This is a genomic window from Sphingomonas sp. BGYR3 (genome assembly GCF_025153455.1).
Lineage (GTDB): Bacteria > Pseudomonadota > Alphaproteobacteria > Sphingomonadales > Sphingomonadaceae > Sphingomonas.
Genome location: NZ_JANZNT010000001.1, coordinates 567,758 through 590,328 on the forward strand (window position 1 = coordinate 567,758; position 22,571 = coordinate 590,328).

Annotated in this window: 25 protein-coding genes; all 25 read right to left on the reverse strand. The window is 63.9% G+C overall.

From position 1 onward, the window contains the following. Window positions 1-1,449, reverse strand: a complete 1,449-nt coding sequence (nuoN, locus tag NYR55_RS02565; RefSeq protein ID WP_260019681.1) for an NADH-quinone oxidoreductase subunit NuoN — start codon at window positions 1,447-1,449, stop codon at window positions 1-3. Continuing rightward, window positions 1,449-3,047, reverse strand: coding sequence for an NADH-quinone oxidoreductase subunit M (locus tag NYR55_RS02570; protein WP_260019682.1), 1,599 nt, complete (start codon window positions 3,045-3,047; stop codon window positions 1,449-1,451). The genes nuoN and NYR55_RS02570 overlap by 1 nt, the downstream gene beginning before the upstream one ends. 8 nt (window positions 3,048-3,055) lie before the next feature. Next, window positions 3,056-5,104 (reverse strand): NADH-quinone oxidoreductase subunit L, encoded by a 2,049-nt coding sequence (nuoL, locus tag NYR55_RS02575; RefSeq protein ID WP_260019683.1) that lies wholly within the window; start codon window positions 5,102-5,104, stop codon window positions 3,056-3,058. A 7-nt stretch (window positions 5,105-5,111) separates the two neighbouring features. Continuing rightward, a complete protein-coding gene (gene nuoK / locus NYR55_RS02580) occupies window positions 5,112-5,417 on the reverse strand; it encodes an NADH-quinone oxidoreductase subunit NuoK (RefSeq protein ID WP_260019684.1) in 306 nt (101 codons plus the stop codon). Then, window positions 5,414-6,025: an NADH-quinone oxidoreductase subunit J gene (locus tag NYR55_RS02585; protein ID WP_260019685.1), complete on the reverse strand. Its 612-nt coding sequence runs from the start codon at window positions 6,023-6,025 to the stop codon at window positions 5,414-5,416. The genes nuoK and NYR55_RS02585 overlap by 4 nt, the downstream gene beginning before the upstream one ends. Before the next feature lie 121 nt (window positions 6,026-6,146). After that, complete coding sequence (nuoI, locus tag NYR55_RS02590) at window positions 6,147-6,632, reverse strand: NADH-quinone oxidoreductase subunit NuoI (protein ID WP_260019686.1); 486 nt, start codon at window positions 6,630-6,632, stop codon at window positions 6,147-6,149. Continuing rightward, the gene (gene nuoH / locus NYR55_RS02595) at window positions 6,629-7,687 is read right to left on the reverse strand and encodes an NADH-quinone oxidoreductase subunit NuoH (RefSeq protein WP_260019687.1); all 1,059 of its coding nucleotides are present in this window, start codon (window positions 7,685-7,687) and stop codon (window positions 6,629-6,631) included. The genes nuoI and nuoH overlap by 4 nt, the downstream gene beginning before the upstream one ends. Beyond that, window positions 7,684-9,687, reverse strand: coding sequence for an NADH-quinone oxidoreductase subunit NuoG (gene nuoG, locus NYR55_RS02600; RefSeq protein ID WP_260019688.1), 2,004 nt, complete (start codon window positions 9,685-9,687; stop codon window positions 7,684-7,686). The genes nuoH and nuoG overlap by 4 nt, the downstream gene beginning before the upstream one ends. A 3-nt stretch (window positions 9,688-9,690) precedes the next feature. Then, on the reverse strand, window positions 9,691-10,341 hold the full coding sequence (locus tag NYR55_RS02605; RefSeq protein ID WP_260019689.1) for a hypothetical protein: 651 nt from the start codon (window positions 10,339-10,341) through the stop codon (window positions 9,691-9,693). Next, entirely contained in the window at window positions 10,338-11,639 is a 1,302-nt protein-coding gene (gene nuoF, locus NYR55_RS02610) for an NADH-quinone oxidoreductase subunit NuoF (RefSeq protein ID WP_260019690.1), read from the reverse strand. Before nuoF ends, NYR55_RS02605 begins: the two co-directional genes overlap by 4 nt. Beyond that, entirely contained in the window at window positions 11,636-11,809 is a 174-nt protein-coding gene (locus NYR55_RS02615; RefSeq protein ID WP_260019691.1) for a hypothetical protein, read from the reverse strand. The genes nuoF and NYR55_RS02615 overlap by 4 nt, the downstream gene beginning before the upstream one ends. Then, on the reverse strand, window positions 11,800-12,471 hold the full coding sequence (locus tag NYR55_RS02620) for an NAD(P)H-dependent oxidoreductase subunit E (RefSeq protein WP_260019692.1): 672 nt from the start codon (window positions 12,469-12,471) through the stop codon (window positions 11,800-11,802). The genes NYR55_RS02615 and NYR55_RS02620 overlap by 10 nt, the downstream gene beginning before the upstream one ends. Beyond that, entirely contained in the window at window positions 12,464-12,712 is a 249-nt protein-coding gene (locus tag NYR55_RS02625; protein ID WP_260019693.1) for a hypothetical protein, read from the reverse strand. The genes NYR55_RS02620 and NYR55_RS02625 overlap by 8 nt, the downstream gene beginning before the upstream one ends. Continuing rightward, complete coding sequence (locus tag NYR55_RS02630; protein ID WP_260019694.1) at window positions 12,709-13,938, reverse strand: NADH-quinone oxidoreductase subunit D; 1,230 nt, start codon at window positions 13,936-13,938, stop codon at window positions 12,709-12,711. Before NYR55_RS02630 ends, NYR55_RS02625 begins: the two co-directional genes overlap by 4 nt. After that, window positions 13,938-14,855, reverse strand: a complete 918-nt coding sequence (locus tag NYR55_RS02635) for an NADH-quinone oxidoreductase subunit C (RefSeq protein ID WP_260021528.1) — start codon at window positions 14,853-14,855, stop codon at window positions 13,938-13,940. Before NYR55_RS02635 ends, NYR55_RS02630 begins: the two co-directional genes overlap by 1 nt. A gap of 5 nt (window positions 14,856-14,860) precedes the next feature. After that, window positions 14,861-15,385 (reverse strand): NADH-quinone oxidoreductase subunit B, encoded by a 525-nt coding sequence (locus tag NYR55_RS02640; protein ID WP_260021529.1) that lies wholly within the window; start codon window positions 15,383-15,385, stop codon window positions 14,861-14,863. A 27-nt stretch (window positions 15,386-15,412) separates the two neighbouring features. Then, window positions 15,413-15,787 (reverse strand): NADH-quinone oxidoreductase subunit A, encoded by a 375-nt coding sequence (gene ndhC, locus NYR55_RS02645; RefSeq protein WP_260019695.1) that lies wholly within the window; start codon window positions 15,785-15,787, stop codon window positions 15,413-15,415. Window positions 15,788-15,926: 139 nt separating this feature from the next. After that, complete coding sequence (locus NYR55_RS02650) at window positions 15,927-16,748, reverse strand: inositol monophosphatase family protein (RefSeq protein WP_260019696.1); 822 nt, start codon at window positions 16,746-16,748, stop codon at window positions 15,927-15,929. A 64-nt stretch (window positions 16,749-16,812) separates the two neighbouring features. Beyond that, on the reverse strand, window positions 16,813-17,376 hold the full coding sequence (gene efp, locus NYR55_RS02655; protein ID WP_260019697.1) for an elongation factor P: 564 nt from the start codon (window positions 17,374-17,376) through the stop codon (window positions 16,813-16,815). A gap of 276 nt (window positions 17,377-17,652) precedes the next feature. After that, window positions 17,653-18,066 (reverse strand): low affinity iron permease family protein, encoded by a 414-nt coding sequence (locus NYR55_RS02660; RefSeq protein ID WP_260019698.1) that lies wholly within the window; start codon window positions 18,064-18,066, stop codon window positions 17,653-17,655. Next, the gene (gene thiE, locus NYR55_RS02665; RefSeq protein ID WP_260019699.1) at window positions 18,059-18,754 is read right to left on the reverse strand and encodes a thiamine phosphate synthase; all 696 of its coding nucleotides are present in this window, start codon (window positions 18,752-18,754) and stop codon (window positions 18,059-18,061) included. Before thiE ends, NYR55_RS02660 begins: the two co-directional genes overlap by 8 nt. 71 nt (window positions 18,755-18,825) lie before the next feature. After that, a complete protein-coding gene (locus tag NYR55_RS02670; protein WP_260019700.1) occupies window positions 18,826-19,728 on the reverse strand; it encodes a fructose bisphosphate aldolase in 903 nt (300 codons plus the stop codon). 93 nt (window positions 19,729-19,821) lie between these two features. Continuing rightward, a complete protein-coding gene (locus tag NYR55_RS02675; RefSeq protein WP_260019701.1) occupies window positions 19,822-21,015 on the reverse strand; it encodes a phosphoglycerate kinase in 1,194 nt (397 codons plus the stop codon). A gap of 48 nt (window positions 21,016-21,063) precedes the next feature. Beyond that, window positions 21,064-21,531 carry an MOSC domain-containing protein gene (locus NYR55_RS02680; RefSeq protein WP_260019702.1) on the reverse strand — a complete coding sequence of 156 codons (468 nt, stop codon included), beginning with the start codon at window positions 21,529-21,531 and terminating at the stop codon, window positions 21,064-21,066. Window positions 21,532-21,536: 5 nt separating this feature from the next. Beyond that, entirely contained in the window at window positions 21,537-22,541 is a 1,005-nt protein-coding gene (gene gap / locus NYR55_RS02685; protein ID WP_260019703.1) for a type I glyceraldehyde-3-phosphate dehydrogenase, read from the reverse strand. Window positions 22,542-22,571 lie beyond the last annotated feature (30 nt).

A 22,571-nucleotide genomic window follows, 5' to 3' on the forward strand; every position in this document is an offset into this window, starting at 1 on the left:
TCAGAACAGCGCCCCTGCCGCCGCGCTGGTCCAGGCGGTCAGCGCCGGCAGAGCGAACCAGCCGATGGGCGACATGGCTGCAGCGGTCACCGCGATCAAACCGCCCTCAACAGCGTCGCCGCCCCGTGCAAACTCGGGGGCCGGCTCGTCGAGATAAAGCGTCTTGACGATCTTCAGATAATAATAGGCGCCGACCACCGATCCCAGCACCGCGACGACGGCAAACGGGAACAGCCCGGCTGCCACTGCTGCGTTGAACACCGCCAGCTTCGAGAAAAAGCCAAGCAGCGGCGGGATGCCTGCCAGCGAGAACATGAAGATGGCAAGCGCGAGCGCAAGGCCCGGACGAGTGCGCGACAGGCCGGCAAGGCTGGCGATATCCTCAACCTGGCTGCCGTCCTCGCGCCGCATCTGCAGCACGACCAGGAACGACCCAAGCGTCATTACGACATAAACGGCCATGTAGAACAGGACGGAGGCAATGCCGTCCTGCGTCCCCGCAGCCAGACCGACCAGTGCAAAGCCGATATTATTGATCGAGGAATAGGCGAGCAGCCGCTTGATGTTCGTCTGTCCGATCGCGGCGACCGCGCCGAATAGGATCGAGGCAAGGCTGGCAAAGATCACGATCTGCCGCCACTGATCGACAGCCGGGCCCATCGCCTCCATCGCGACGCGCAGGGCAAGCGCAACGGCCGCGACCTTGGGCGCAGAGGCGAAGAAGGCCGTAACCGGCGTCGGCGCGCCTTCGTACACGTCCGGCGTCCACATGTGGAACGGCACGGCGCTGATCTTGAACGCAAGACCGGCGAACACGAACACCAGCCCGAACAGCAGGCCAAGACCGGCATCGGGCGCGGCATAAGCGGCAGCGATCCCGTCGAACAGGGTCGTTCCGCTGAACCCGTACACCAGTGAAATGCCGTAAAGCAGGATGCCGCTCGCCAGCGCGCCCAGCACAAAATACTTCAGGCCCGCTTCGGCCGAACGGGTATCCCGCCGCATGAAGCTGGCCAGCACATAGGCGGCAAGCGACTGCAGCTCCAGGCCGACGTAAAGGGTGATCAGGTCACCCGCAGACACCATGATGCCCATGCCGACCGCCGACAACAGGATCAGCACCGGATATTCCGGGCGAAGATTCTCGCCGGCCGTGGCCTCGAAAAACCGCGGGGCAACGACCATGGCGACCGCCGCAGCGGCATAGATCAGCACCTTGGCAAAGGCGGAAAAAGCGTCGGCGCGGATCAGGCCGTCAAACGCCTCCCCACCCGAAGACGCCGGGCCGATCAGGGCGATGCCCGCGCCGATCAGCGCAGCGACCGAAACCCACGTCACCGTCCGGGTCGCAGCCGGGCCGCCCCAGGCCGCGAACAGCATCAGGACCAGCGCGGCAATGGTCAGTACCAGCTCCGGCAGGACAAACATCAATTGGCTGGCGTAACTCATCAATGCGCCCCTTCGGCGGCGGCTTCACCCGCCGACCCGTGTTCTTCATTCGATCCGTGGTGACCCTGCGCCACCTTGACCCGTTCGGCATATTCCGCGCGCCCTGCGGCGGTGCCCTGCGTCGGCTGGCTATCCCCGACCGGCGCCGAGCGGTTGACCCGCGCAAGCAGAACGGTGGTGTCCGCCCGCATCGGCGCAATAAACGGCTCGGGATAGACGCCCATCCAAAGAACGACGGCGGCGACAGGCGCCAGCAGTGCAATCTCGCGACCCGACAGGTCGCTCATGGCACGGACATCGTCCGACTTGATCTCGCCAAACACGACGCGGCGATAGAGCCACAGCATATAAGCAGCCCCAAGGATGATGCCGGTGGTGCAGATCAGCGTAATGGTGGTCGAAATCTGGTACGTGCCGGCCAGGCTCAAGAACTCGCCGACAAAGCCGCTGGTCCCCGGCAGGCCGATGGACGCCATGGTGAACAGCAGGAACAGCAGCGCATAGCGCGGCATGTTGATGGCCAGGCCGCCATAGCGCGCAATCTCCCGCGTATGCAGCCGGTCATAGATCACGCCGACGCACAGGAACAGCGCGCCCGACACCAGACCGTGCGAGAGCATGACGATCATCGCGCCCTCGATCCCCTGCTGGTTGAACGCGAACAGGCCGATGGTCACGATCGCCATGTGCGCGACCGAGGAATAGGCGATCAGCTTCTTCATGTCGCTCTGCACCAGCGCGACCAGCGACGTGTAGACGACCGCCACCGCCGACAGAGCGAGGACGAGCCAGGCAAGCTGTGCTGTCGCCTCGGGGAACATCGGCAGGCTGAACCGCAGGAACCCGTATCCGCCCAGCTTCAGCAGCACGCCGGCCAGGATCACCGATCCGGCGGTCGGTGCCTGAACGTGCGCATCCGGCAGCCAGGTGTGCACCGGCCACATCGGCATCTTCACCGCGAACGAGGCAAAGAACGCCAGCCACAACCAGGTCTGCACCTCTGCCGGAAAGTTGTAGTTCATCAGATCCGGGATGCTCGACGTGCCGGCCGTGCCGATCATGTAGATCATGGCGATCAGCATCAGCAGCGAGCCGAGCAGCGTGTAGAGGAAGAACTTGTAGCTGGCGTAAATGCGGTTGGCACCGCCCCAGATGCCGATGATCAAATACATCGGGATCAGGCCGGCTTCGAAGAAGATGTAGAACAGGAGCAGGTCCTGCGCGGCAAAGGTGCCGATCATCAGCACTTCGGTCGCCAGGAACGCGGCCATATATTCCGGCACGCGCTTCTGCACCGCTTCCCAGCTGGCCCCGATGCAGATCGGCATCAGGAACACGCTGAGCATGATCAGCATCAGGGCAAAGCCGTCAATGCCGAGCGCCCAGTTGAACTGGCCAAAGATCGCGGAGCTTTCCTGAAACTGCCACTGTGCGCCGCCAACGTCGTAATTGGCCCACAACAGGCAACCGAGCGCGAAGTCGATCAGCGTCGCGACCAGCGCGATCATGCGGGCGCGCGGTGCGTCCGCGAACAGGCACGCCACCGCCGCCAATGCGGGCACGGCAAGCATGATCGAAAGGATTGGAAAACCGTTCATTGCCCCCATCAACCCGCAATGGCCCAGGTGACGGCGGCGGTCAGGCCGATCAGCATCACAAAGGCATAGCTGTAGAGATAGCCCGATTGCACCCGCGCCGCGACGCGACTGCCCAGCGCCACGACCGCTGCCGACCCATTGGGGCCGAACCGGTCGATGGTGCCTTCATCGCCCGCCTTCCAGAACAACCGGCCAAAGGCCATCGCCGGACGGACGAACAACAGGTCATAGAGCTGATCGAAATACCATTTGTTCATCAGGAAGCGATGCAGGATGCGCAGTTCGCCCGCAACCGCTGCCGAGGTGCGCGGCCGCAGGATATAGGTGTAGAACGCTACCGCCAGGCCGATGAGCATCACGATGCTGGCCGCCAGCTTCACGAACAACGGCACTTCATGCATCGCATGGGCAAGGCTGGCATCAAAGAAGATCGCGCCCTTCCAGAATGCTTCGGCATGGCCCGCTTCAAGGAAGAAGGGGAAGAAGACGAACCCGGCAGCCACCGCGCCGACGCTGAGCAGCGCGAGCGGGACCAGCATCGGCCATGGGCTTTCGTGCGGATGATAGCCACCGGTGCCTTCCGCAATCTGGCTGGCATGGTTGGGCACCGCATGATGATGGCCATGGCCGTGATCGTCGACATGATCGTCATGGCCATGGGCGTCATGAATCGCGTGCTGGATATGCTCCGACGCGGCCCAGCGCGGCTTGCCCCAGAAGGTCAGGAACATCAGGCGCCAGCTGTAGAAGCTGGTCAGCAGCGCGGCCAACGTGCCGACCCAGAAGGCGCCGACACCCGTGCCCGACGCATAGGCCGCCTCAAGGATCGCGTCCTTCGAATGGAAACCGGCAAAGCCGCCAATGCCGTAAATGCCAACGCCGGTGATCGCCAGCGTACCCATCATCATCGCCCAGAAGGTGACCGGGATTTCACGCCGCAGGCCACCGTAAAAGCGCATATCCTGTTCATGGTGCATCGCGTGGATCACCGAACCCGCGCCCAGGAACAACAGCGCCTTGAAGAAGGCGTGGGTGAACAGGTGGAACATCGCCGCGCCATAGGCGCCGACGCCAGCGGCAAAAAACATGTAGCCGAGCTGCGAACAGGTCGAATAGGCGATGACGCGCTTGATATCGGTCTGCACCGTGCCGATCGTCGCGGCAAAGATGCAGGTCGCGGCACCAACCGACATCACGACATACAGCGCGGTCTGGCTAGCCTCGAACATCGGGGACAGGCGGCACACCATGAAAACACCGGCCGTCACCATGGTGGCAGCGTGGATCAGCGCGGAAACGGGGGTCGGCCCCTCCATCGCGTCCGGCAGCCAGGTGTGTAGGCCAAGCTGCGCCGACTTGCCCATCGCGCCGACGAACAGCAGCAGGCAAAGGACCGTCATCGTATCGACGCGATAGCCAAGAAAACCGATGGTCGAACCAGCATGGTCGGGCACCGTCGCCAGGATTTCCGGGATGGAAACCGTGCCGAACACCAGAAAAGTGCCGAAGATACCAAGCATGAAGCCAAGGTCACCGACGCGATTGACGACGAACGCCTTGATCGCAGCAGCATTGGCGCTGGGTTTGCGGAACCAGAAACCGATCAGCAGATAGGACGCAAGGCCCACCCCTTCCCAGCCGAAGAACATCTGAACCAGATTGTCGGCCGTCACCAGCATCAGCATGGCAAAGGTGAATAGCGACAGATAGGCGAAGAACCGCGGCTGATCGGGGTCCTCCTCCATATAGCTCCAGCTATACAGGTGGACGAGCGCAGACACGCTGGTGATGACCACCAGCATGACAGCGGTCAGCGAATCGACCCGCAGCGCCCATTCGAACGTCAGGTCGCCCGATGCGACCCAGGTCAGCACGGGATAGACGTGCGCTGCCTGCGTTCCCGTCAGGAAATCGATGAATATCGGCCAGCTCAAGCCAGCGGCGATGAACAGCCCGGCGGTGGTCAGCACCTTGGGCAGCGTGGTCCCGAACGACTTGTTCGACAGGCCCGCGACAATGGATGCCAGCAACGGCAGGAATACGATGGCGTAGATCACCAGATGATCACCCCTTCATCCGGTTGACGTCTTCGACCGAGATCGTACCCCGGCCACGGAAATAGATGACCAGGATCGCCAGCCCGATCGCTGCCTCGCCAGCGGCGACGGTCAGCACGAACATGGCAAACACCTGTCCCACCAGATCGCCCAGAAAGGCGGAAAAGGCGACCAGGTTGAGGTTCACCGCAAGCAGGATCAATTCGATCGCCATCAGGATGACGATCAGGTTCTTGCGGTTGACGAAGATGCCCAGCACGCCAAGCGTGAACAGGATCGCCGATACGACGAGATAGTGCGTCAGGCCGATCACAGTTGAACCCCCTGCCCCACGGGCTGATTGACCAGGCGCGTTGCGTCCTTCTGACGCCGGGCGACCTGCGCTGCCACATTCTGCTTGAACACGCCGGTGCGCTGGCGATGCGTCAGCACGATGGCGCCGATCATCGCGACCAGCAGGACCAGCCCCGCCGCCTCGAACGCGAACAGATAGCGCGAATAGAGCAGCCGACCGATCGCCTCGATATTGCTGACCGACGGATCGATGGGCGCCAGCCGGCCCGAAAGGTCGATCTTGCCCGCGCTCCACGCGCCGATGGCGATCATGATTTCCGCGGCCAGCGCAACCGCCAGCGTCATGCCAATCCAGAAATAGCGGACGACCCCGGCGCGCAGCTCCGTAAAGTCAATGTCCAGCATCATCACGACGAACAGGAACAGCACGGCGACGGCACCGACATAAACGATGACCAGCAGCATCGCGATGAATTCCGCCCCCACCAGCACCATGAGGCCGGCGGCGTTGAAAAACGCCAGAATCAGCCACAGGACCGAATAAACGGGGTTGCGGGACGCGATGGTCATCGCGCCCGAAATCAGCACGATGGCCGCAAACAGATAAAAGGCGATGGCTTGGATCACGGCTGAAACTCATTCCCCCGTTCGTCGCGAGCGAAGTCGAGCGACGTGATCGTTGACACAGAAGTCTCGACGATGCCCTGCGCGGTCTGCGGGGCACCGTCGAATGCGGTTGGCGCGCCCATTAACGATAGGGCGCATCGGCGGCAAGGTTCGCCGCAATCGCGCGTTCCCATTTGTCGCCATTTTCCAGAAGTTTTTCCTTCTGGTAGATCAGTTCCTCGCGTGTTTCCGTCGAAAACTCGAAATTCGGGCCTTCGACAATCGCGTCCACAGGGCAGGCTTCCTGACACAGGCCGCAATAGATGCACTTGGTCATGTCGATGTCGTACCGCGTGGTGCGGCGGCTGCCATCGTCGCGCGGTTCGGCCTCGATCGTAATCGCAAGCGCCGGACAGATCGCCTCGCACAGCTTGCACGCGATGCAGCGTTCCTCCCCGTTGGGATAGCGACGCAGCGCGTGCTCGCCGCGGAAACGCGGGCTGATCGGGTTCTTTTCGAACGGATAGTTGATCGTCGCCTTGGGCTTGAAGAAGTACTTCAGCGTCAGGGCGTGCGCCTTCACGAACTCCCAGAGGGTGAAGGATTTGAGGGTCTGTGCGACGCTCATGCGGGAACTCCAACCCGGTCCAGCATCAGATAGCCGGAGACAAGGAACACAAAGACGAGGCTGAGCGGCAGGAAGATTTTCCAGCCCAGCCGCATCAGCTGGTCATAGCGATAGCGCGGCACCGTCGCCTTCACCCAGCTGAACAGGAAGAAGAAGAACAGGATCTTGGCAAACAGCCAGATGATGCCCGGAATATCGAACCACGGGATCAGGTCGATGTTCAGCGGCGGCAGATAGCCGCCCCAGAACAAGATGGCGTTCAGCGCGCACATCAGGATCACATTGGCATATTCGCCCAGCCAGTAGAGCGCGAACGCCATGGACGAATATTCGGTCTGATATCCCGCGACCAGCTCGCTCTCCGCCTCGGTCAAGTCGAACGGCGCGCGCTGCGTTTCGGCCAGCGAGGAGATGAAGAACACCACCGCCATCGGGAACAACAGCGGATTGAGGCCATAGGCGTTGATGACGCCCAGTACATGCCCCTGCTGATTGCCGACAATCTCCGACAGGTTGAAGCTGCCGGTCCACAGCACCACCGCGATCAGAACGAAGCCGATGGAGACTTCATAACTGACCATCTGCGCCGCGGCGCGAATAGCGGAATAGAAGGGATATTTGGAGTTGGATGCCCATCCGGCCAGAATGATGCCATACACGCCCAGCGACGATGCGGCCAAGATGTAGAGCAGGCCGACATTGATGTCGGACAGGACAACGCCGACGTCGAACGGCACCACCGCCCATACGATCAGCGCGACCGTGAAGGTGATGATCGGGGCAAGCAGGAACAGCCCCTTGTTCGCGCCGGTCGGGATGATGGTTTCCTGCAGGAACACCTTCAAACCGTCAGCGAACGACTGAAGCAGGCCCAGCGGGCCGACCACGTTCGGCCCACGGCGCAACGCCATCGACGCCCAGATCTTGCGATCGGCATAGATGATCAGCGCCACCGCCAGCATGACGGGAAACGCAATCAGCAGGATGCCTGCGATGGTCGCAGTGAACCAAGCGGCCTCGTAATTCAGGCCGAGCGACTGGAAAAACTCGGTCATTCCGCCGCCTCCGCAAAATCCTGGCCGTGGACCAGTTCGGCCGAGCAACGCTGCATCGTCGGGCTGGCCCGGCAGATCGCATTGGTCAGGTAGAAATCGGCGACGGGATAGGTCACTTCCCCGCTTGCCTCAGCGGGCAGCGACGGCGGGCTCCAGTCATAGCCGACAAGCCCTTCCTCGCCCAGCGCGGGCACTTCGGCGATCATTGCAGACCGCAGCCCGTCAAAGCTGTCGAACGGCAGGGTATGGCCCAGCACATCGGACAGGGCGCGGAAAATCGCCCAGTCGTCGCGTGCATCGCCTGGCGGGAACACGGCGCGGTCGCCGCGCTGAACGCGCCCCTCCAGGTTCACATAGGTGCCGGGCTTTTCGGCATAGCTGGCGGCGGGCAGGACGACATCGGCCCGCGCCGCGCCCTTGTCGCCGTGATGGCCGACATACACCTTGAAGCTGTCGGCAAAGGCGGTGAAATCCACCTCGTCCGCGCCAAGGAAGAAGGCCAGCTTCGGCTTGGCCGCAACGATATCGGCAATGCCGCCCGTCTGTGCATAGCCCAGCATCAGCGCGCCCATGCGGGCAGCGGCGGTATGCACAACGTTGAAGCCGTTCCAGCCATCGCGAACGAATTTGCCGTCGCTGGCCAGCTTGAGCGCTGCGCCATGGCCGTTCTTCAGCGCGCCGGGGCCGACAATCACTGCCGGACGCTCGGCACCATCCACCGCCTCTGCGACATTTGCCGGCAGCTTGCCGAGCAGGCCCAGATCATTGCCCAGCCATTCGACCGGATAGGTCAGATCGACCTGCGGCCCGATCGCGAACACCTTTGCCCCGCGCTTGCGCACCGCCTTGCGAATCCGGGTGTTGATCAGCGGCGCTTCCCAGCGAAGGTTGCTACCGACGATCAGGATGACGTCCGCCGTCTCGATGCCCGCAATGGTCGAATTGAACGCCACCGCGCCCAGGCTGGTGACGTCATAGGCCATGCCCGTCTGACGCCCCTCAAGCAGCGAGGAGCCCATCGCCTGAACCAGCTTCTTCGCCGCAAACATGGTTTCGCAGTCGAGCAGGTCGCCCGCGATCGCCGCGACGCTGGACCCTGCTTCAACCGCCTTGATCGCGGCGAATGCTTCTGCCCAGCTTGCCGGCTGCAGCTTGCCGTCCTTACGGACGAACGGCCGGTCAAGGCGGCGATGCGCCAGCCCGTCAACGGCGTGGCGCGTCTTGTCGTGCGCCCATTCCTCGTTCACGTCCTCATTGATCCGGGGCAGCGCGCGCAGCACCGCCCGCCCGCGGCTGTCCAGCCGGATATTGGTGCCAACCGCGTCCATGACGTCGATCGCCATGGTCTTTTTCAGCTCCCATGGCCGCGCCTCGAACGCATAGGGGCGACTGGTCAGCGCGCCCACGGGGCACAGATCGACGACATTGCCCGACAGTTCGGACGTAACCGCCTTTTCCAGATAGCTGGTGATCTGCATGTTTTCGCCGCGATAGATCGCGCCGATTTCCTCGACGCCCGCGACTTCCTCGGAAAAGCGGACGCAGCGGGTGCAATGGATGCAGCGGGTCATCACCGTCTTGACGATGGGACCCATATATTTCTCGGTCACCGCCCGCTTGTTTTCGGCATAGCGGCTCTGCCCCTTGCCATAGGCGACGGACTGGTCCTGCAGGTCGCACTCGCCGCCCTGATCGCAGATCGGGCAATCGAGCGGGTGGTTGATCAGCAGGAACTCCATCACGCCTTCGCGCGCGGCCTTGACCATCGGGCTGTCGGTGCGGATTTCCTGTCCCTCACCCGCCGGCAGGGCGCATGACGCCTGCGGCTTGGGCGGCCCGGGCTTCACCTCGACAAGGCACATCCGGCAATTGCCCGCGATGCTCAGCCGTTCATGATAGCAGAAGCGCGGGATTTCCTTGCCCGCGGCCTCGCACGCCTGGAGCACGGTTGCCCCCTGCGGCACTTCCACTTCGATACCATCTACAGTCAGCTTAGGCATGGCTTACTTCTTCTCCGCCGCATCGGCGCTGCGAAACGCGGCCGTGGCCAGCATTGATCGCAATCCCGAAACGGACGTTTCCACCCGGGTCGCCGGGCTCGAACAGCGCGTCATGGCGAAATTCAGCTTGGCGGCGGCTGCACTTTCCGCCGGAGTTTCGATTTCCGTCCCGAACAGCGCGGCGACCTCATCGGGCACGGAGCGAACCACGCAAACCGCAATCGCATCCGACGGGCTGAACGAAGCCACGGCAGGCAGCGCGGCCGCCCGGGCCAGGCGGACATTCACCGCGACCGGGCTGGATTCCAGCAATTGTTCGGCCATCGCACCCGCACCGAGCAAATTAGCCGCCCGCAACCGCCCACGGCGAGCCGTCCGGCAGGCATCCATGTTCGATTCCACCAGCTGCGCCATGCCCGACGCATAGCTTTTGCTACGGAAATCCTGGCGAAGGGTCGCAGCCGCCTTTTCCGGACTGCGCCGAGCAACACAGGTACCGAATTCGAAAATCCGGCGACGGCCGCGATCCATCGTCGCCCGTTCATCCTGACCATCGCTGACCGGATCGGGCCAGGTTGCAGGACGTGCATCCGTCCGCAGCGGCGGTGAAGCCTGCTGCTGGACAGCGGCCAACAGAAGAAGCGCGGCGATCACTCCGCCGCCTCCAGCATGTCGCTGCCGCCACGGCGCTCGGCGATGCGACGCTCCATTTCGGGGCGGAAGTGGCGGATCAGGCCCTGGATCGGCCAGGCGGCGGCATCGCCAAGGGCGCAGATCGTGTGCCCTTCCACCTGCTTGGTCACGTTATAGAGCGTGTCGATTTCGCTGACATCGGCATCCCCAGTCCGCATCCGCTCCATCACGCGCCACATCCAGCCGGTGCCTTCGCGGCACGGCGTGCACTGGCCGCAGCTTTCATGCTTGTAGAAATAGGACAGGCGGCTGATGGCGCGGACGATATCGGTGGACTTGTCCATGACGATGACCGCGGCGGTGCCCAGGCCCGAACCGAGCGCGCGCAGGCCGTCGAAATCCATCGGCGCGTCCATGATCTGCTCCGCCGGCACCAGCGGCACGGACGACCCGCCGGGGATGACGGCGAGCAGATTGTCCCAGCCTCCGCGAATGCCGCCGCAATGCTTTTCGATCAACTCGCGGAACGGGATGCTCATCGCTTCCTCGACCACGCACGGCTTTTCCACATGGCCGCTGATCTGGAACAGCTTGGTGCCCTTGTTATTCTCCCGCCCAAAGCTGGAGAACCATTCCGGCCCGCGCCGCAGGATCGTCGGCGCAACCGCGATCGATTCCACATTGTTGACCGTGGTGGGGCAGCCATACAGGCCAGCACCCGCCGGGAAGGGGGGCTTCAGGCGCGGTTGGCCCTTCTTCCCCTCCAGGCTCTCGATCATCGCGGTTTCTTCACCGCAGATATAGGCGCCCGCGCCGCGATGGACGAACACGTCGAAGTCGTAGCCGGAGCCGCAGGCGTTCTTGCCCAGAAAGCCCTTGTCATACGCCTCAGCCACGGCGGCGAACAATGTCTCCGCCTCGCGGATATATTCACCGCGAATGTAGATGTAGGCGGCGCGCGCGCGCATCGCGAAACCAGCGACCAGCGCACCCTCGATCAGCTTGTGCGGATCGTGGCGGATGATTTCCCGGTCCTTGCACGACCCGGGTTCGGATTCATCGGCATTGATGACCAGAAAGCTCGGGCGATCCGGCTTCGGCTCCTTGGGCATGAAGCTCCACTTCATGCCTGTTGGGAAGCCCGCCCCGCCGCGCCCGCGCAGGCCCGATGCCTTGATCTTTTCGATGATCGTATCCTGGCCAAGTGCCAGCAGCGCCTTGGTATTGTCCCAGTCGCCACGTTGTATGGCCGCATCGATCCGCCATGACTGATAGCCATAGAGGTTCGTGAAGATCCGATCCTTGTCAGACAGGCTCATCGTACGCCGCCCTTGCCTTTGAAAAACATGAGGTAGATCACGACGCCCAGGCCGATGATGAGCAGCGGCCCCATCAGCTTGAACGTCAGCTTGAGCGCCCAACCGAGCACCACGATCCCGCCGATGATGGCGAGGATGGTGACGAGCAGGCTTTGGTTCTTCATGCCCATTCACCCCGGTAATCGTGGTTTTCGGTCACCATCGCGGTCAGTGTGGTCGGCCCGCCCAGCGGCTCGACCGTGTGCCGGCCCGGCTCCTGCGTCCCGGTCTTCGGGCTTTCGCCGCGGGCCAGCGCATCCAGGATCGCGACCGTGCGATCATAGTCCAGATCTTCGTAATTGTCGTCGTTGATCTGGACCATCGGCGCGGATGAGCAATTGCCCATGCACTCGACCTCGGTCAGCGTGAACAGGCCGTCAGGCGTCGTCTTGCCCTTGATCAGCCCCTTGTTCTTGCACGCCGCCATTACGTCGTCCGATCCGCGCAGCATGCACGGCGTCGTGCCGCAGACCTGCACATGATAGCGGCCGACCGGCGCGAGGTTGAACATGGTGTAGAAGGTCGCGACCTCGAACACGCGGATATAGGGCAGGTCGAGCGTACGGGCGACGAATTCGATCACCGGCACGGGCAGCCAGCCCTGAGTCTGCGTTTCCGCCCCCACCTGACGCTGGGCCAGATCGAGCAGCGGCAGCGTGGCCGACATCTGCCGACCGGCGGGATAGCGGGCGATGATCTCCTTCGCCTTGGCGGCGTTCGCCTCGTTCCACGCAAACGCGCCCCAGCGCGCGCGGGTCTCGGCCTCGGAGGGGATGTTGGGTGCGTCAGCCATCGATTTTTCCCGTGTCACGCAACTGGTGTGCCTGCCAGGCAAACAGCCCAGCCAAACTCAAACAACCAAGCGCGGACAAGATCACGGTTGTGCCGTCGCCGTGCTCAGCCAGCCCAAAGGTCTTTACGACACCGAGGAGCAGCACCAGACATGCCAGTCCCCACAAGGCGATACGATTGTTTCGATCGCGGAAACGCTGAACTTCCGGAGAAACCGACTTCCCGTTCATTGCACGGCTCACCGGTCGCACTCCCCGAACACGATGTCCATCGCGCCCAGGATCGCGGTCGTATCCGCCAGCATGTGGCCGCGCGACATGAAGTCCATGGCCTGAAGGTGGCTGAACGCGGTCGGACGGATCTTGCAGCGATACGGTTTGTTCGACCCGTCGGACACCATGTAGATGCCGAATTCGCCCTTGGGGCTTTCGGTCGCGACATACACTTCACCGGCGGGGACGTGATATCCCTCGGTATAGAGCTTGAAGTGGTGGATCAGGGCTTCCATCGACTGCTTCATCTCGGCGCGCTTGGGCGGGCCGACCTTGCGGTCCTCAGTCATGATCGGGCCTTCGGGCATCTGCGCCAGGCACTGCTTCATGATGCGGGCGGACTGCCACACTTCCTCGACGCGGACCATGAACCGGTCATAGCAATCGCCCTTCGTCCCCACCGGCACGTCGAACTCCATGCGGTCATAAACGTCATAGGGTTGCGCCTTGCGGATATCCCACGGGATGCCGGCGGCGCGGATCATTGGGCCGGAAAAGCCCCATTTGATCGCGTCGTCGCGGCTGACCACGGCGATATCGACATTGCGCTGCTTGAAGATGCGGTTTTCCGCGACCAGGCTGATCGCATCGCCGAACAGCTGCGGCAGGCGCGTATCCAGCCATTCCGCAATGTCCGTCAGCAACTTCAGCGGCACGTCCTGATGCACACCGCCGACGCGGAAATAGTTGGAGTGCATCCGCGCGCCCGATGCGCGTTCGAAGAAGTTGAGGCAATCCTCGCGGACTTCGAACATCCACAGGTTCGGCGTCATCGCGCCAACGTCCATCACATGCGAACCAAGGTTCAGCATATGGTTGGAAATGCGCGTCAGTTCGGCAAAGAACACGCGAAGATACTGGGCGCGCAGCGGCACTTCGAGGCCAAGCAGCTTTTCCACCGCCAGCACAAAGCTGTGCTCCATGCACAGCGGCGAGCAGTAATCCAGCCGGTCCATATAGGGCAGCGCCTGGGTATAGGTCTTGTACTCGATCAGCTTTTCGGTGCCGCGATGGAGCAGGCCTACATGCGGGTCGAGCCGCTCGACGATCTCGCCGTCCAGTTCCATGACCAGGCGCAGCACGCCGTGCGCGGCCGGGTGCTGCGGCCCGAAGTTGATCGTGTAGTTCTGAATTTCGACATCGCCGCCTTCGGCAACGACGGCGTTGCTCGACTGGGCTTCCATGGTTTCAGCCATCATTCGCCCCCTTCCGGTTCAGCCTTGGGCTTGCGGGTGCGTTTTGCCGCCGGCTCGGCAGCGGCGTCTGGATCAGCGGCCTTGGCGCGCGGCGCACGCTTGGCCTTCGGCGTTTCCGGTTCGGCAGCCGTGTCAGCCGCCGGCTTGTCCGCGGCATTGTCGCCCGGATCAGCCTTGCCAGCGCCCGTATCGGCCGGGCCATCCGTGGTCTTGGGCTTGTCGACAGCGGCCGGGGTCGGCCCCTTGTCGTCCGCCTTGGCAACGGCAGCGGCGGGCGCAGGAGTCGGCGCACCCTTTGCTTCTGGCTGCGGCGCCTTTTCATCGCCGGGCAGGACATACTGCGCCCCTTCCCAGGGCGACATGAAATCGAAGCTGCGGAAATCCTGGGCCAGCTGCACCGGCTCATACACCACGCGCTTCGATTCCTCGGAATAACGCAGCTCGACATAGCCGGTCAGCGGGAAATCCTTGCGCAGCGGATGGCCGCGAAACCCGTAATCGGTCAGGATCCGGCGAAGGTCCGGGTTGCCGCTGAACAGCACGCCGTACATGTCGTACACCTCGCGCTCCAGCCATCCGGCGACGGGCCAGATGCCGGTGACGCTGGGCACGGCCTGCACCTCATCGGTGGTCACGCGCACGCGGACGCGGTGGTTCCGCGTCAGGCTGAGCAGGTGATAGCACACATCGAACCGCTCGGCCCGCTCGGGATAGTCCACCCCGGCGATTTCCATGCATTGCTGATATTCAAGGCCGGGCGTATCGCGCAGGACGACCATGGCGTCGATCAGCCGGTCGCGGACCACGGTCAACGACACTTCGCCGACATGATCGATCGCATCGACCAGCATATCGCCAAGCGCCGCGCGGGCGGTGTCGATCACCCCGTCATTCGGGGCATAGCGGGGGGCGGTCAGCGTGCTCAACGTTCAATCGTCCCTACGCGGCGGATTTTCCGTTGCAGCTGCATGACACCGTACAGCAGCGCCTCGGCAGTCGGCGGGCACCCGGGGACATAGATGTCCACCGGAACGATACGGTCGCAGCCGCGCACCACCGAATAGCTGTAGTGATAATAGCCGCCGCCATTGGCGCAGCTGCCCATCGAAATGACGTATTTCGGCTCAGACATCTGGTCATAGACGCGGCGCAGCGCAGGGGCCATCTTGTTGCACAGCGTGCCGGCCACGATCATCACGTCCGACTGGCGCGGAGAGGCGCGGGGCGCGGCACCGAACCGCTCCATGTCATAGCGCGGCATGTTGACGTGGATCATCTCGACCGCGCAGCAGGCGAGGCCGAACGTCATCCACCACAGCGAGCCGGTGCGCGCCCAGGTGAACAGGTCTTCGGTCGATGTGACCAGAAAGCCCTTGTCGGTCAGTTCACCGTTCAGGTCGTTGAAGAACTGCTGATCGGGCGGGGTCACGGCGCCGCCCTGCGGCATCAGGATGGGAGAGGTCTGATTCATGGCTTATTCCCAATCCAGTGCGCCGACCTTCCACGCATAGACCAGGCCCAGCGCGAGTTCGGCGATGAAGATCATCATCGAAGTCCAGGCGACCCAGCCGAGGTCGAACACGCTGACTGCCCAGGGGTAGATAAAGGCCGCTTCCAGATCAAAGATGATGAACAGGATGGCGACGAGGTAGAAGCGGACGTCGAACTGGCTCCGGCTGTCCTCGAACGCGGGGAAACCGCATTCATATTCGGTCAGCTTTTCCGGGCTGGGCTTGTGCGCGCCGGTCAGGCGGGACACCAGCATCGGCAGGAACACGAATGCGCCGGACAGGAGCAGCGCGACACCCAGAAACAACAGGATCGGCAGATATTGGCTGAGATCGACCAACTTTCTTCTCGCGCTTGCGGTATGGATTGGGGTGGCTTCTAGGCCGATGCCCCCCGCCCCGCAAGGGCCGGACCAGCGATAATCGCTGGTATTTCCGTCCGGCGTTGAACGGAAAATCCGATGACCGGATGCAAACCGGTCACAGGTTCCGCAGCGAGCCCGCCACAAGCTTGTGAAGCTTGGAATGGAGCGTGTCGTTGGCGGCCAGCACCTGGCCCTTGGCCAGCGCCTGATCGGTTCCGCGGAAGTCGGTGACAAAGCCGCCCGCTTCCTTGACCAGCAACAGGCCGGCCGCGATGTCCCAGCTTTTCAGCCCGCTTTCCCAGAAGCCGTCATAGCGGCCGGCAGCGACCCAGGCGAGGTCGAGCGCGGCGGAGCCGAAGCGGCGGATGCCCGCCACTTCCGGGGCGACCGCCCCGAAGATTCGGGTCCATTCGGCAAAATTGCCATGGCCGAGGAACGGGATGCCCGTGGCGATCAGCGCATCGGCAAGATCGCGGCGGGCGGATACGCGCAGCCGTTCCGACTGAACCCAGGCGCCCCGCCCCTTTTCGGCCCAGAAGCTTTCGTCCGTCAGCGGCTGATAGACGATGCCATGGGTGATTTCCGGCTTGCCGCCCGCACCGCGCGGATCCTCGACCGCAATCGAGATCGCGAAGTGCGGGATGCCGTGCAGGAAATTGCTGGTGCCATCCAGCGGATCGACGATGAAGCGGGGCTTGTCGGGATCGCCGGCGATCACGCCGCCTTCCTCAAGCACCAGACCCCAGTCGGGCCGCGCCTTTTGCAGTTCCTCGACGATCGTCTGTTCGGCGCGCTTGTCGGCGATGGAGACGAAGTCCGCCGGTCCCTTGCGGCTGACCTGAAGCTGCTGCACCTCGTTGAAATCGCGGCGCAGGCGCGGCGCTGCCCGACGGGCGGCGCGGTCGATGACAGTGATCAGGCCGGAATGGGCTACCATGATAAACCTTTAGCCCCCTCCCCCGCTTTTCGGCGGGGAGAGGGTCGGGAGAGGGAATGAGGCGTCAGTCCGCGCGGCGGACATAGGTCTGTTCGTACACATCGACGACGATGCGCGTGCCCGATGCGATGTGCGGCGGCACCATGATGCGCACGCCATTGTCGAGCACCGCGGGCTTGTAGCTGGACGAGGCGGTCTGCCCCTTTACCACCGCATCCGCCTCGACAATCGTTGCCTCGATCGTGTCGGGCAGCTGAACGCTGATCGCTTCTTCGTCATAGAGTTCCATGACGACGTCCATGCCGTCCTGCAGGAACGCGGCCGCATCGCCCAGCAGATCGCGGGGCAGCGTCACCTGGTCATAGGTTTCCTTGTCCATAAAGACGAGGCCGTCGCCTTCGGGATACAGGAACTGGAAATCCTTGGTGTCGAGGCGGACACGCTCGACCGTTTCGGCAGAGCGGAAACGGACGTTGTTCTTGCGGCCATCGCGCAGGTTCTTCAGCTCAACCTGCATATAGGCACCGCCCTTGCCCGGCTGGGTGTGCTGAATCTTCACAGCGCGCCAGATGCCGCCTTCATATTCGATGATGTTGCCGGGACGGATGTCCACACCGCTGATCTTCATAGCGATCGCCTGCCTGCCAAGGATGAGAAAGAAGGCGGGGCCATAGCGGCTGGCGCGCGGCGGGGCAAGACGGGCGCGGACCGGTTGACGGAGCGGCCCCGGTTGACAGGACGGTTGACAGTTTGGACAGAATGACCCGGTTTTACAGGACCACGGCTGACAGTCGTTGCGTCTGTCGCGGGACGGGATGAACGGGGCGGCAAGGCTGTCATTCAGCCAGATCAAGCACGCCAAATCCTACTTTGCCAGCCCCGACCGGCGTTGGCGCGGGGCACGTTAGAACCGTTCCCTTAGCCGCTCCACACTGGTTGCAGGATGTTCGTCATCGGGCATCGAATCGCCCACTTCCCGCTCCAGTGCGGTGCGGATCGCCTCGATCTCCCGGTCCGTGCGGTGTTCGATGCCAATAAAGGCATTGCGCGCCTCCGCATTGGCGCGGATCAGCTCGTCGAGCTTGGCCTGCATGGCGGCGGCATCGCGGTTCTGCGAATTCTGGATCAGGAACACCATCAGAAAGGTGATGATCGTGGTCGCGGTGTTCACCACCAGCTGCCAGGTGTCGGAATAGTTGAACAGCGGCCCGGTGACGAGCCATAGCAGGATCACGCCGAGCGCCGCGGCAAAGGTGACGGGCTGCCCCGCCAGCCGGGAGGTCAGCCCAGCGAGCCGGGTGAACACCCGGTCAAGCATCGCCGCCGCCCAGCAGGTCGGCAAAGGCCCGCACGGCCGCCGCCTCGTCCCCGTTCCACACCGCCCCGCATACGGCGAGGAAATCCGCGCCCGCCGCAACCAGCGGCGCTGCATTGTCGGGCGTGATGCCGCCGATCGCGACGCAGGGCAGTTCGAACAGGGCGGTCCACCAGGACAGGATCACCGGTTCGGGGACATGGCGAACCGCCTTGGTCGTGGTGGGATAGAACGCGCCGAACGCGACATAATCGGCCCCCGCCTCGCCCGCCTCCATCGCCAGATGGCGGCTGTCGTGACAGGTGACCCCGATCTGCGCCTGTGGCCCGAGCATCGCCCGCGCCTCCCGCGGATCGCCGTCGCCCTGGCCCAGATGCACGCCGTCGGCGCCGAGCCGCTTGGCCAGGCTGATCGAATCATTGACGATGAACGCGACATCGCGGTCGGCACACAGCCGTTGCAGCGGCTCGGCAAGGCGCGCGGCCTGATGCTGGTCCACCCCCTTTACCCGGAACTGAAAGGCCGCAACCGGCCCGGAATCGAGCGCGCGGGCCAGCCGGTCGGGATAATCGCCGCCGACATCGGGCGGAGAGATCAGATACAGCTGACAGGCGGGGCGGCGATCATCGCGCACGAACTGCGCGGCAAAATTGGGATCGAGCGGGCCAAGCGGATCATCATCAAGCGTCATGCCGACGCTGTAGCGAGAGCCGCGCGCGGATGCCATGCCCGCGCGCGTGCTCCGCTCCCTCTCCAAACCGTTCAGGCCGCAACCGCGTCCTTTTCGACCGAAGCGGTGTAAATTTCGTCAATCGCCTGACCCAGAGCGGCATCGAATTCGGCATCGGTCATGCCGTGACGCAGATCGTTGAGCAGCGCGCGGCTGAAGCTGGCGATCATGCCCCGATTCTTCGCCAGCTCGGCGCACGCCTCGGTCCGCGCAAAGCCGCCGGACAGCGCAACCACGCGCAGGACGCGCGGATGATCGACCAGCGGATCGAACAGGCCGGGCTGTGCCGGGATGGACAGTTTCAGCATCACCCGGTCGGTGCCCGGCATCGCATCCAGCGCGCGCAGGATGGCATCGCGCAGCAGCACATCGGCATCGGCCCGTTCCGGCGATTTGATGTTCACTTCCGGTTCGATGATCGGGACAAGGCCAGCGGCCAGGACATGGCGCGCCACCTCGAACTGCTGATCCACCACCGCGTCGATGCCGACCGGATTGGCCAGATTGACGACCGAGCGTTCCTTGGTCCCGAACACGCCAAGCGTGGCCGCACGGGCGAGCAGATCGGACAGGCCGGGCATCGGCTTCATCAACTGAACGCCGTTCGCCTCTGCCTCCAGCCCCTTGTCGATCTTGAGGAACGGGACGATCCCCTTTTGCACCAGCGCCGTCGGCACCGGAACGCCATCGACATCGCCGTCCATCGTCCGTTCGAACAGGATGGCGCCAATCACCTTGTCCCCGCCAAACGCGGGCGAGCGGATAATCCGGGCGCGCATGTCGTGGATCAGCGCGAACATCTCTTCATCCGACGACCATGCGCCCGCGTCGATGCCATAGCCCTGCAGCGCCTTTGGCGTCGAACCGCCCGACTGATCCAGCGCGGCGATGAAGCCGTGGCCGGTGGCGATCTTGGCAGTCATATCAAGGCTCATGGCGCATCCCTCGGCTGGATCACATACGTATGCGGATGCCCCTAGCCGGACTGGTGCTGCGCCGCAACAGCGTAAACCATCATTGCTGGGGATTCAGCGCGACAGCGCGGCGACGCCGGGCAATTCCTTGCCCTCCATCCATTCCAGGAACGCGCCGCCTGCGGTGGAGACGAAGGTGAAATCCCCCGCCACCCCGGCCTGATTGAGCGCCGCAACGGTATCGCCGCCGCCGGCGACCGACACCAGCGACCCTTCCTTGGTCAGCGCGGCCGCCGTGCGGGCCAGCGCCACCGTGGCGGCATCGAAGGGCGGAGTTTCGAACGCGCCCATCGGCCCGTTCCAGACGAGCGTGCGGCAGGTTTTCAGGACATCGGCCAGCGCCTCGGTGGCGGCGGGGCCGGTATCCAGGATCATTTCATCGGCCGCGACCTCGTGCACATTGACGGTGCGCAGGGACGGCGGATTGGCGGCAAATTCCTTTGACACCACCACGTCATAGGGCAGGTGAACGGTGCAGTTGGCCGCATCGGCTGCGTCCAGGATCTCCTCGGCCGTCCCGGTCAGGTCATGCTCGCACAGGCTTTTGCCCACATCCACGCCGCGCGCGGCAAGGAAGGTGTTGGCCATGCCGCCGCCGATGATCAGATGATCGACGCGGGCGACCAGATGCTTGAGCACATCGAGCTTGGTCGACACCTTTGCCCCGCCGACCACGGCGGCGACGGGGTGTTCGGGATTGCCCAACGCCTTGTCGAGCGCGTCCAGTTCCGCCTCCATCTGCCGCCCGGCAAAGGCGGGCAGCGCGCGGGCCAGCCCCTCGGTCGAGGCATGGGCGCGGTGCGCGGCGGAAAAGGCGTCGTTGACGTACAGGTCGCCAAGCGCGGCCAGCCATGCAACGGTTTCAGGCGCGTTCTTTTCCTCGCCCGGATCGAACCGGGTGTTTTCCAGCAGGCCGATATCGCCGGGGCGGAGCATGGCGACCGCTTCCGGCGCGGCGCTGTGGGGGATGAAGCGCACTTCGCGGCCCAGCACGGCGGCAAGCGCGCCGGTCACCTGGCTCAGGCTCTGGGTCGGGTCGGGCCGTCCCTTTGGCCGGCCGAAATGGGCCAGCACGACCACGCGCGCGCCGCGATCGGCCAGTTCGGCAATGGTCGATACGGCAGCGCGCAGGCGGGTGTCGTCCGTGACCGAGCCATCGGCCATCGGCACGTTCAGATCCTCGCGCACCAGCACCCGCTTGCCGGTGATGTCGCCCATGTCGTCGAGCGTGCTGAAGCTGCGTGCCATGTCGGCTGTTCCCTTTGTCATGTGGCCGGACCGGTCCGGCCGGATCGTTCAGATGGGCGGTTTTTCAACAATGCGGATCGCATCGCCCACCGCAATGTCCCCGCCGCGGATGACCCGTGCCAGCGCCCCGCCCCGCCAGTCCGGCGTCAGCGCGGCGCGAAGGCCGTCGACAATCTCGTCCATCCGGGAACAGGGATCGCATTCGACGGTCAGTTCCATCAGCACCGTGTCGCCGATCGCCAGCAGCGTGCCGGGCGTCTGCGGCAGGTCGAAATCCTCAACGAGCAAATTGGCGCGGCGGTGCCACCAGGGCAGGTTGTGGCCCGTTTCCGCCATGGCGGCGGCCCAGTCGCCCGCCTCCATCAGCGAAACCTGACGCTTGCCGGTGCCGCCGGGCTTGCGCGCGCCGCGCAGGTCGCCGGCGATGCCGCCCTCGACCGACACGCTGGCCCGATCGATCCGCTCGATCGGGCCGCGCGAGCGCGCATGGCGGGCAATGCCGGCGATGCGGCCCATCGGGATTACAGGAACTTTGCCATGGCACCGGCGGTATCGACCATCCGGTTGGAAAAGCCCCATTCATTGTCGTACCACGAAACGACGCGGACCAGCTTGCCGTCGATCACCGCGGTTTCCAGGCTGTCCACCGTGGACGAGAACGGCGTGTGGACGATGTCGGCCGACACCAGGGGATCCGTGCTGTATTCCAGCACGCCCTTCATCGGACCATCGGCAGCGGCCTTGAGCAGCGCGTTGATCTCTTCGACGCTGGTATCGCGCTTGGGCTGGAACGTCAGGTCGACCAGGCTGCCGTCCGGCACGGGCACGCGCACGGCCGATCCGTCCAGCTTGCCCTTCAGTTCCGGCAGCACTTCGCCCACCGCGCGGGCAGCGCCGGTGGTGGTCGGGATGATGTTCATCGCAGCCGCCCGTGCGCGGCGCAGATCGGGGTGGATCTGATCCAGGATCTTCTGATCGTTGGTATAGGCATGGACCGTCGTCATCAGGCCGCGTTCGATGCCGACGCTGTCGTTCAGCACCTTGGCGACGGGGGCCAGGCAGTTGGTGGTGCACGATGCGTTGGAAACGATGACGTGATCGGCGGTCAGCTTGTCATGATTGACGCCATAAACGACGGTCAGGTCGACATTCTTGCCGGGTGCAGAGATGAGCACGCGCTTGGCGCCGCCCGCCAGATGCTTTTCGCAGGCCGCCCGGTCGGTGAAGAAACCGGTGCATTCCAGCACGATGTCGACGCCATTGTCGCCGTGCGGCAGGTTGGCGGGATCACGCTCCGCCGTCACCTTGATCCGCTTGCCATCGACGATCAGGTCGCTGCCATCGGCCGACACCTCGCCCGGATAACGGCCGTGCACGGAATCGCGGGAAAACAGCCAGGCATTCGCCTTGGCATCGGCCAGGTCGTTGATCGTCACCAGTTCAAGGCCGCTGTCCGCCCGTTCCAGGATGGCACGCGCCACCAGCCGGCCGATGCGTCCGAAGCCATTGATCGCAACTCTGGTCATGCAGTTTCTCCCTTGATTGGCGGTGGCCGC

Coding starts and splice junctions, on each gene's coding strand:
- thiE (WP_260019699.1), bottom strand. CDS start 18,754: ATGACGCTTGATGATGATCCGCTTGGCCCGCTCGATCCCAATTTTGCC.
- NYR55_RS02620 (WP_260019692.1), bottom strand. CDS start 12,471: ATGGCTGACGCACCCAACATCCCCTCCGAGGCCGAGACCCGCGCGCGC.
- NYR55_RS02650 (WP_260019696.1), bottom strand. CDS start 16,748: ATGGTAGCCCATTCCGGCCTGATCACTGTCATCGACCGCGCCGCCCGT.
- NYR55_RS02640 (WP_260021529.1), bottom strand. CDS start 15,385: ATGCCGCAGGGCGGCGCCGTGACCCCGCCCGATCAGCAGTTCTTCAAC.
- nuoI (WP_260019686.1), bottom strand. CDS start 6,632: ATGAGCGTCGCACAGACCCTCAAATCCTTCACCCTCTGGGAGTTCGTG.
- nuoG (WP_260019688.1), bottom strand. CDS start 9,687: ATGCCTAAGCTGACTGTAGATGGTATCGAAGTGGAAGTGCCGCAGGGG.
- NYR55_RS02570 (WP_260019682.1), bottom strand. CDS start 3,047: ATGAACGGTTTTCCAATCCTTTCGATCATGCTTGCCGTGCCCGCATTG.
- NYR55_RS02675 (WP_260019701.1), bottom strand. CDS start 21,015: ATGGCACGCAGCTTCAGCACGCTCGACGACATGGGCGACATCACCGGC.
- nuoN (WP_260019681.1), bottom strand. CDS start 1,449: ATGAGTTACGCCAGCCAATTGATGTTTGTCCTGCCGGAGCTGGTACTG.
- NYR55_RS02615 (WP_260019691.1), bottom strand. CDS start 11,809: ATGGGCATGAAGAACCAAAGCCTGCTCGTCACCATCCTCGCCATCATC.
- NYR55_RS02630 (WP_260019694.1), bottom strand. CDS start 13,938: ATGGCTGAAACCATGGAAGCCCAGTCGAGCAACGCCGTCGTTGCCGAA.
- nuoH (WP_260019687.1), bottom strand. CDS start 7,687: ATGACCGAGTTTTTCCAGTCGCTCGGCCTGAATTACGAGGCCGCTTGG.
- NYR55_RS02680 (WP_260019702.1), bottom strand. CDS start 21,531: ATGGGCCGCATCGCCGGCATTGCCCGCCATGCGCGCTCGCGCGGCCCG.
- NYR55_RS02660 (WP_260019698.1), bottom strand. CDS start 18,066: ATGCTTGACCGGGTGTTCACCCGGCTCGCTGGGCTGACCTCCCGGCTG.
- nuoF (WP_260019690.1), bottom strand. CDS start 11,639: ATGAGCCTGTCTGACAAGGATCGGATCTTCACGAACCTCTATGGCTAT.
- efp (WP_260019697.1), bottom strand. CDS start 17,376: ATGAAGATCAGCGGTGTGGACATCCGTCCCGGCAACATCATCGAATAT.
- gap (WP_260019703.1), bottom strand. CDS start 22,541: ATGACCAGAGTTGCGATCAATGGCTTCGGACGCATCGGCCGGCTGGTG.
- NYR55_RS02670 (WP_260019700.1), bottom strand. CDS start 19,728: ATGAGCCTTGATATGACTGCCAAGATCGCCACCGGCCACGGCTTCATC.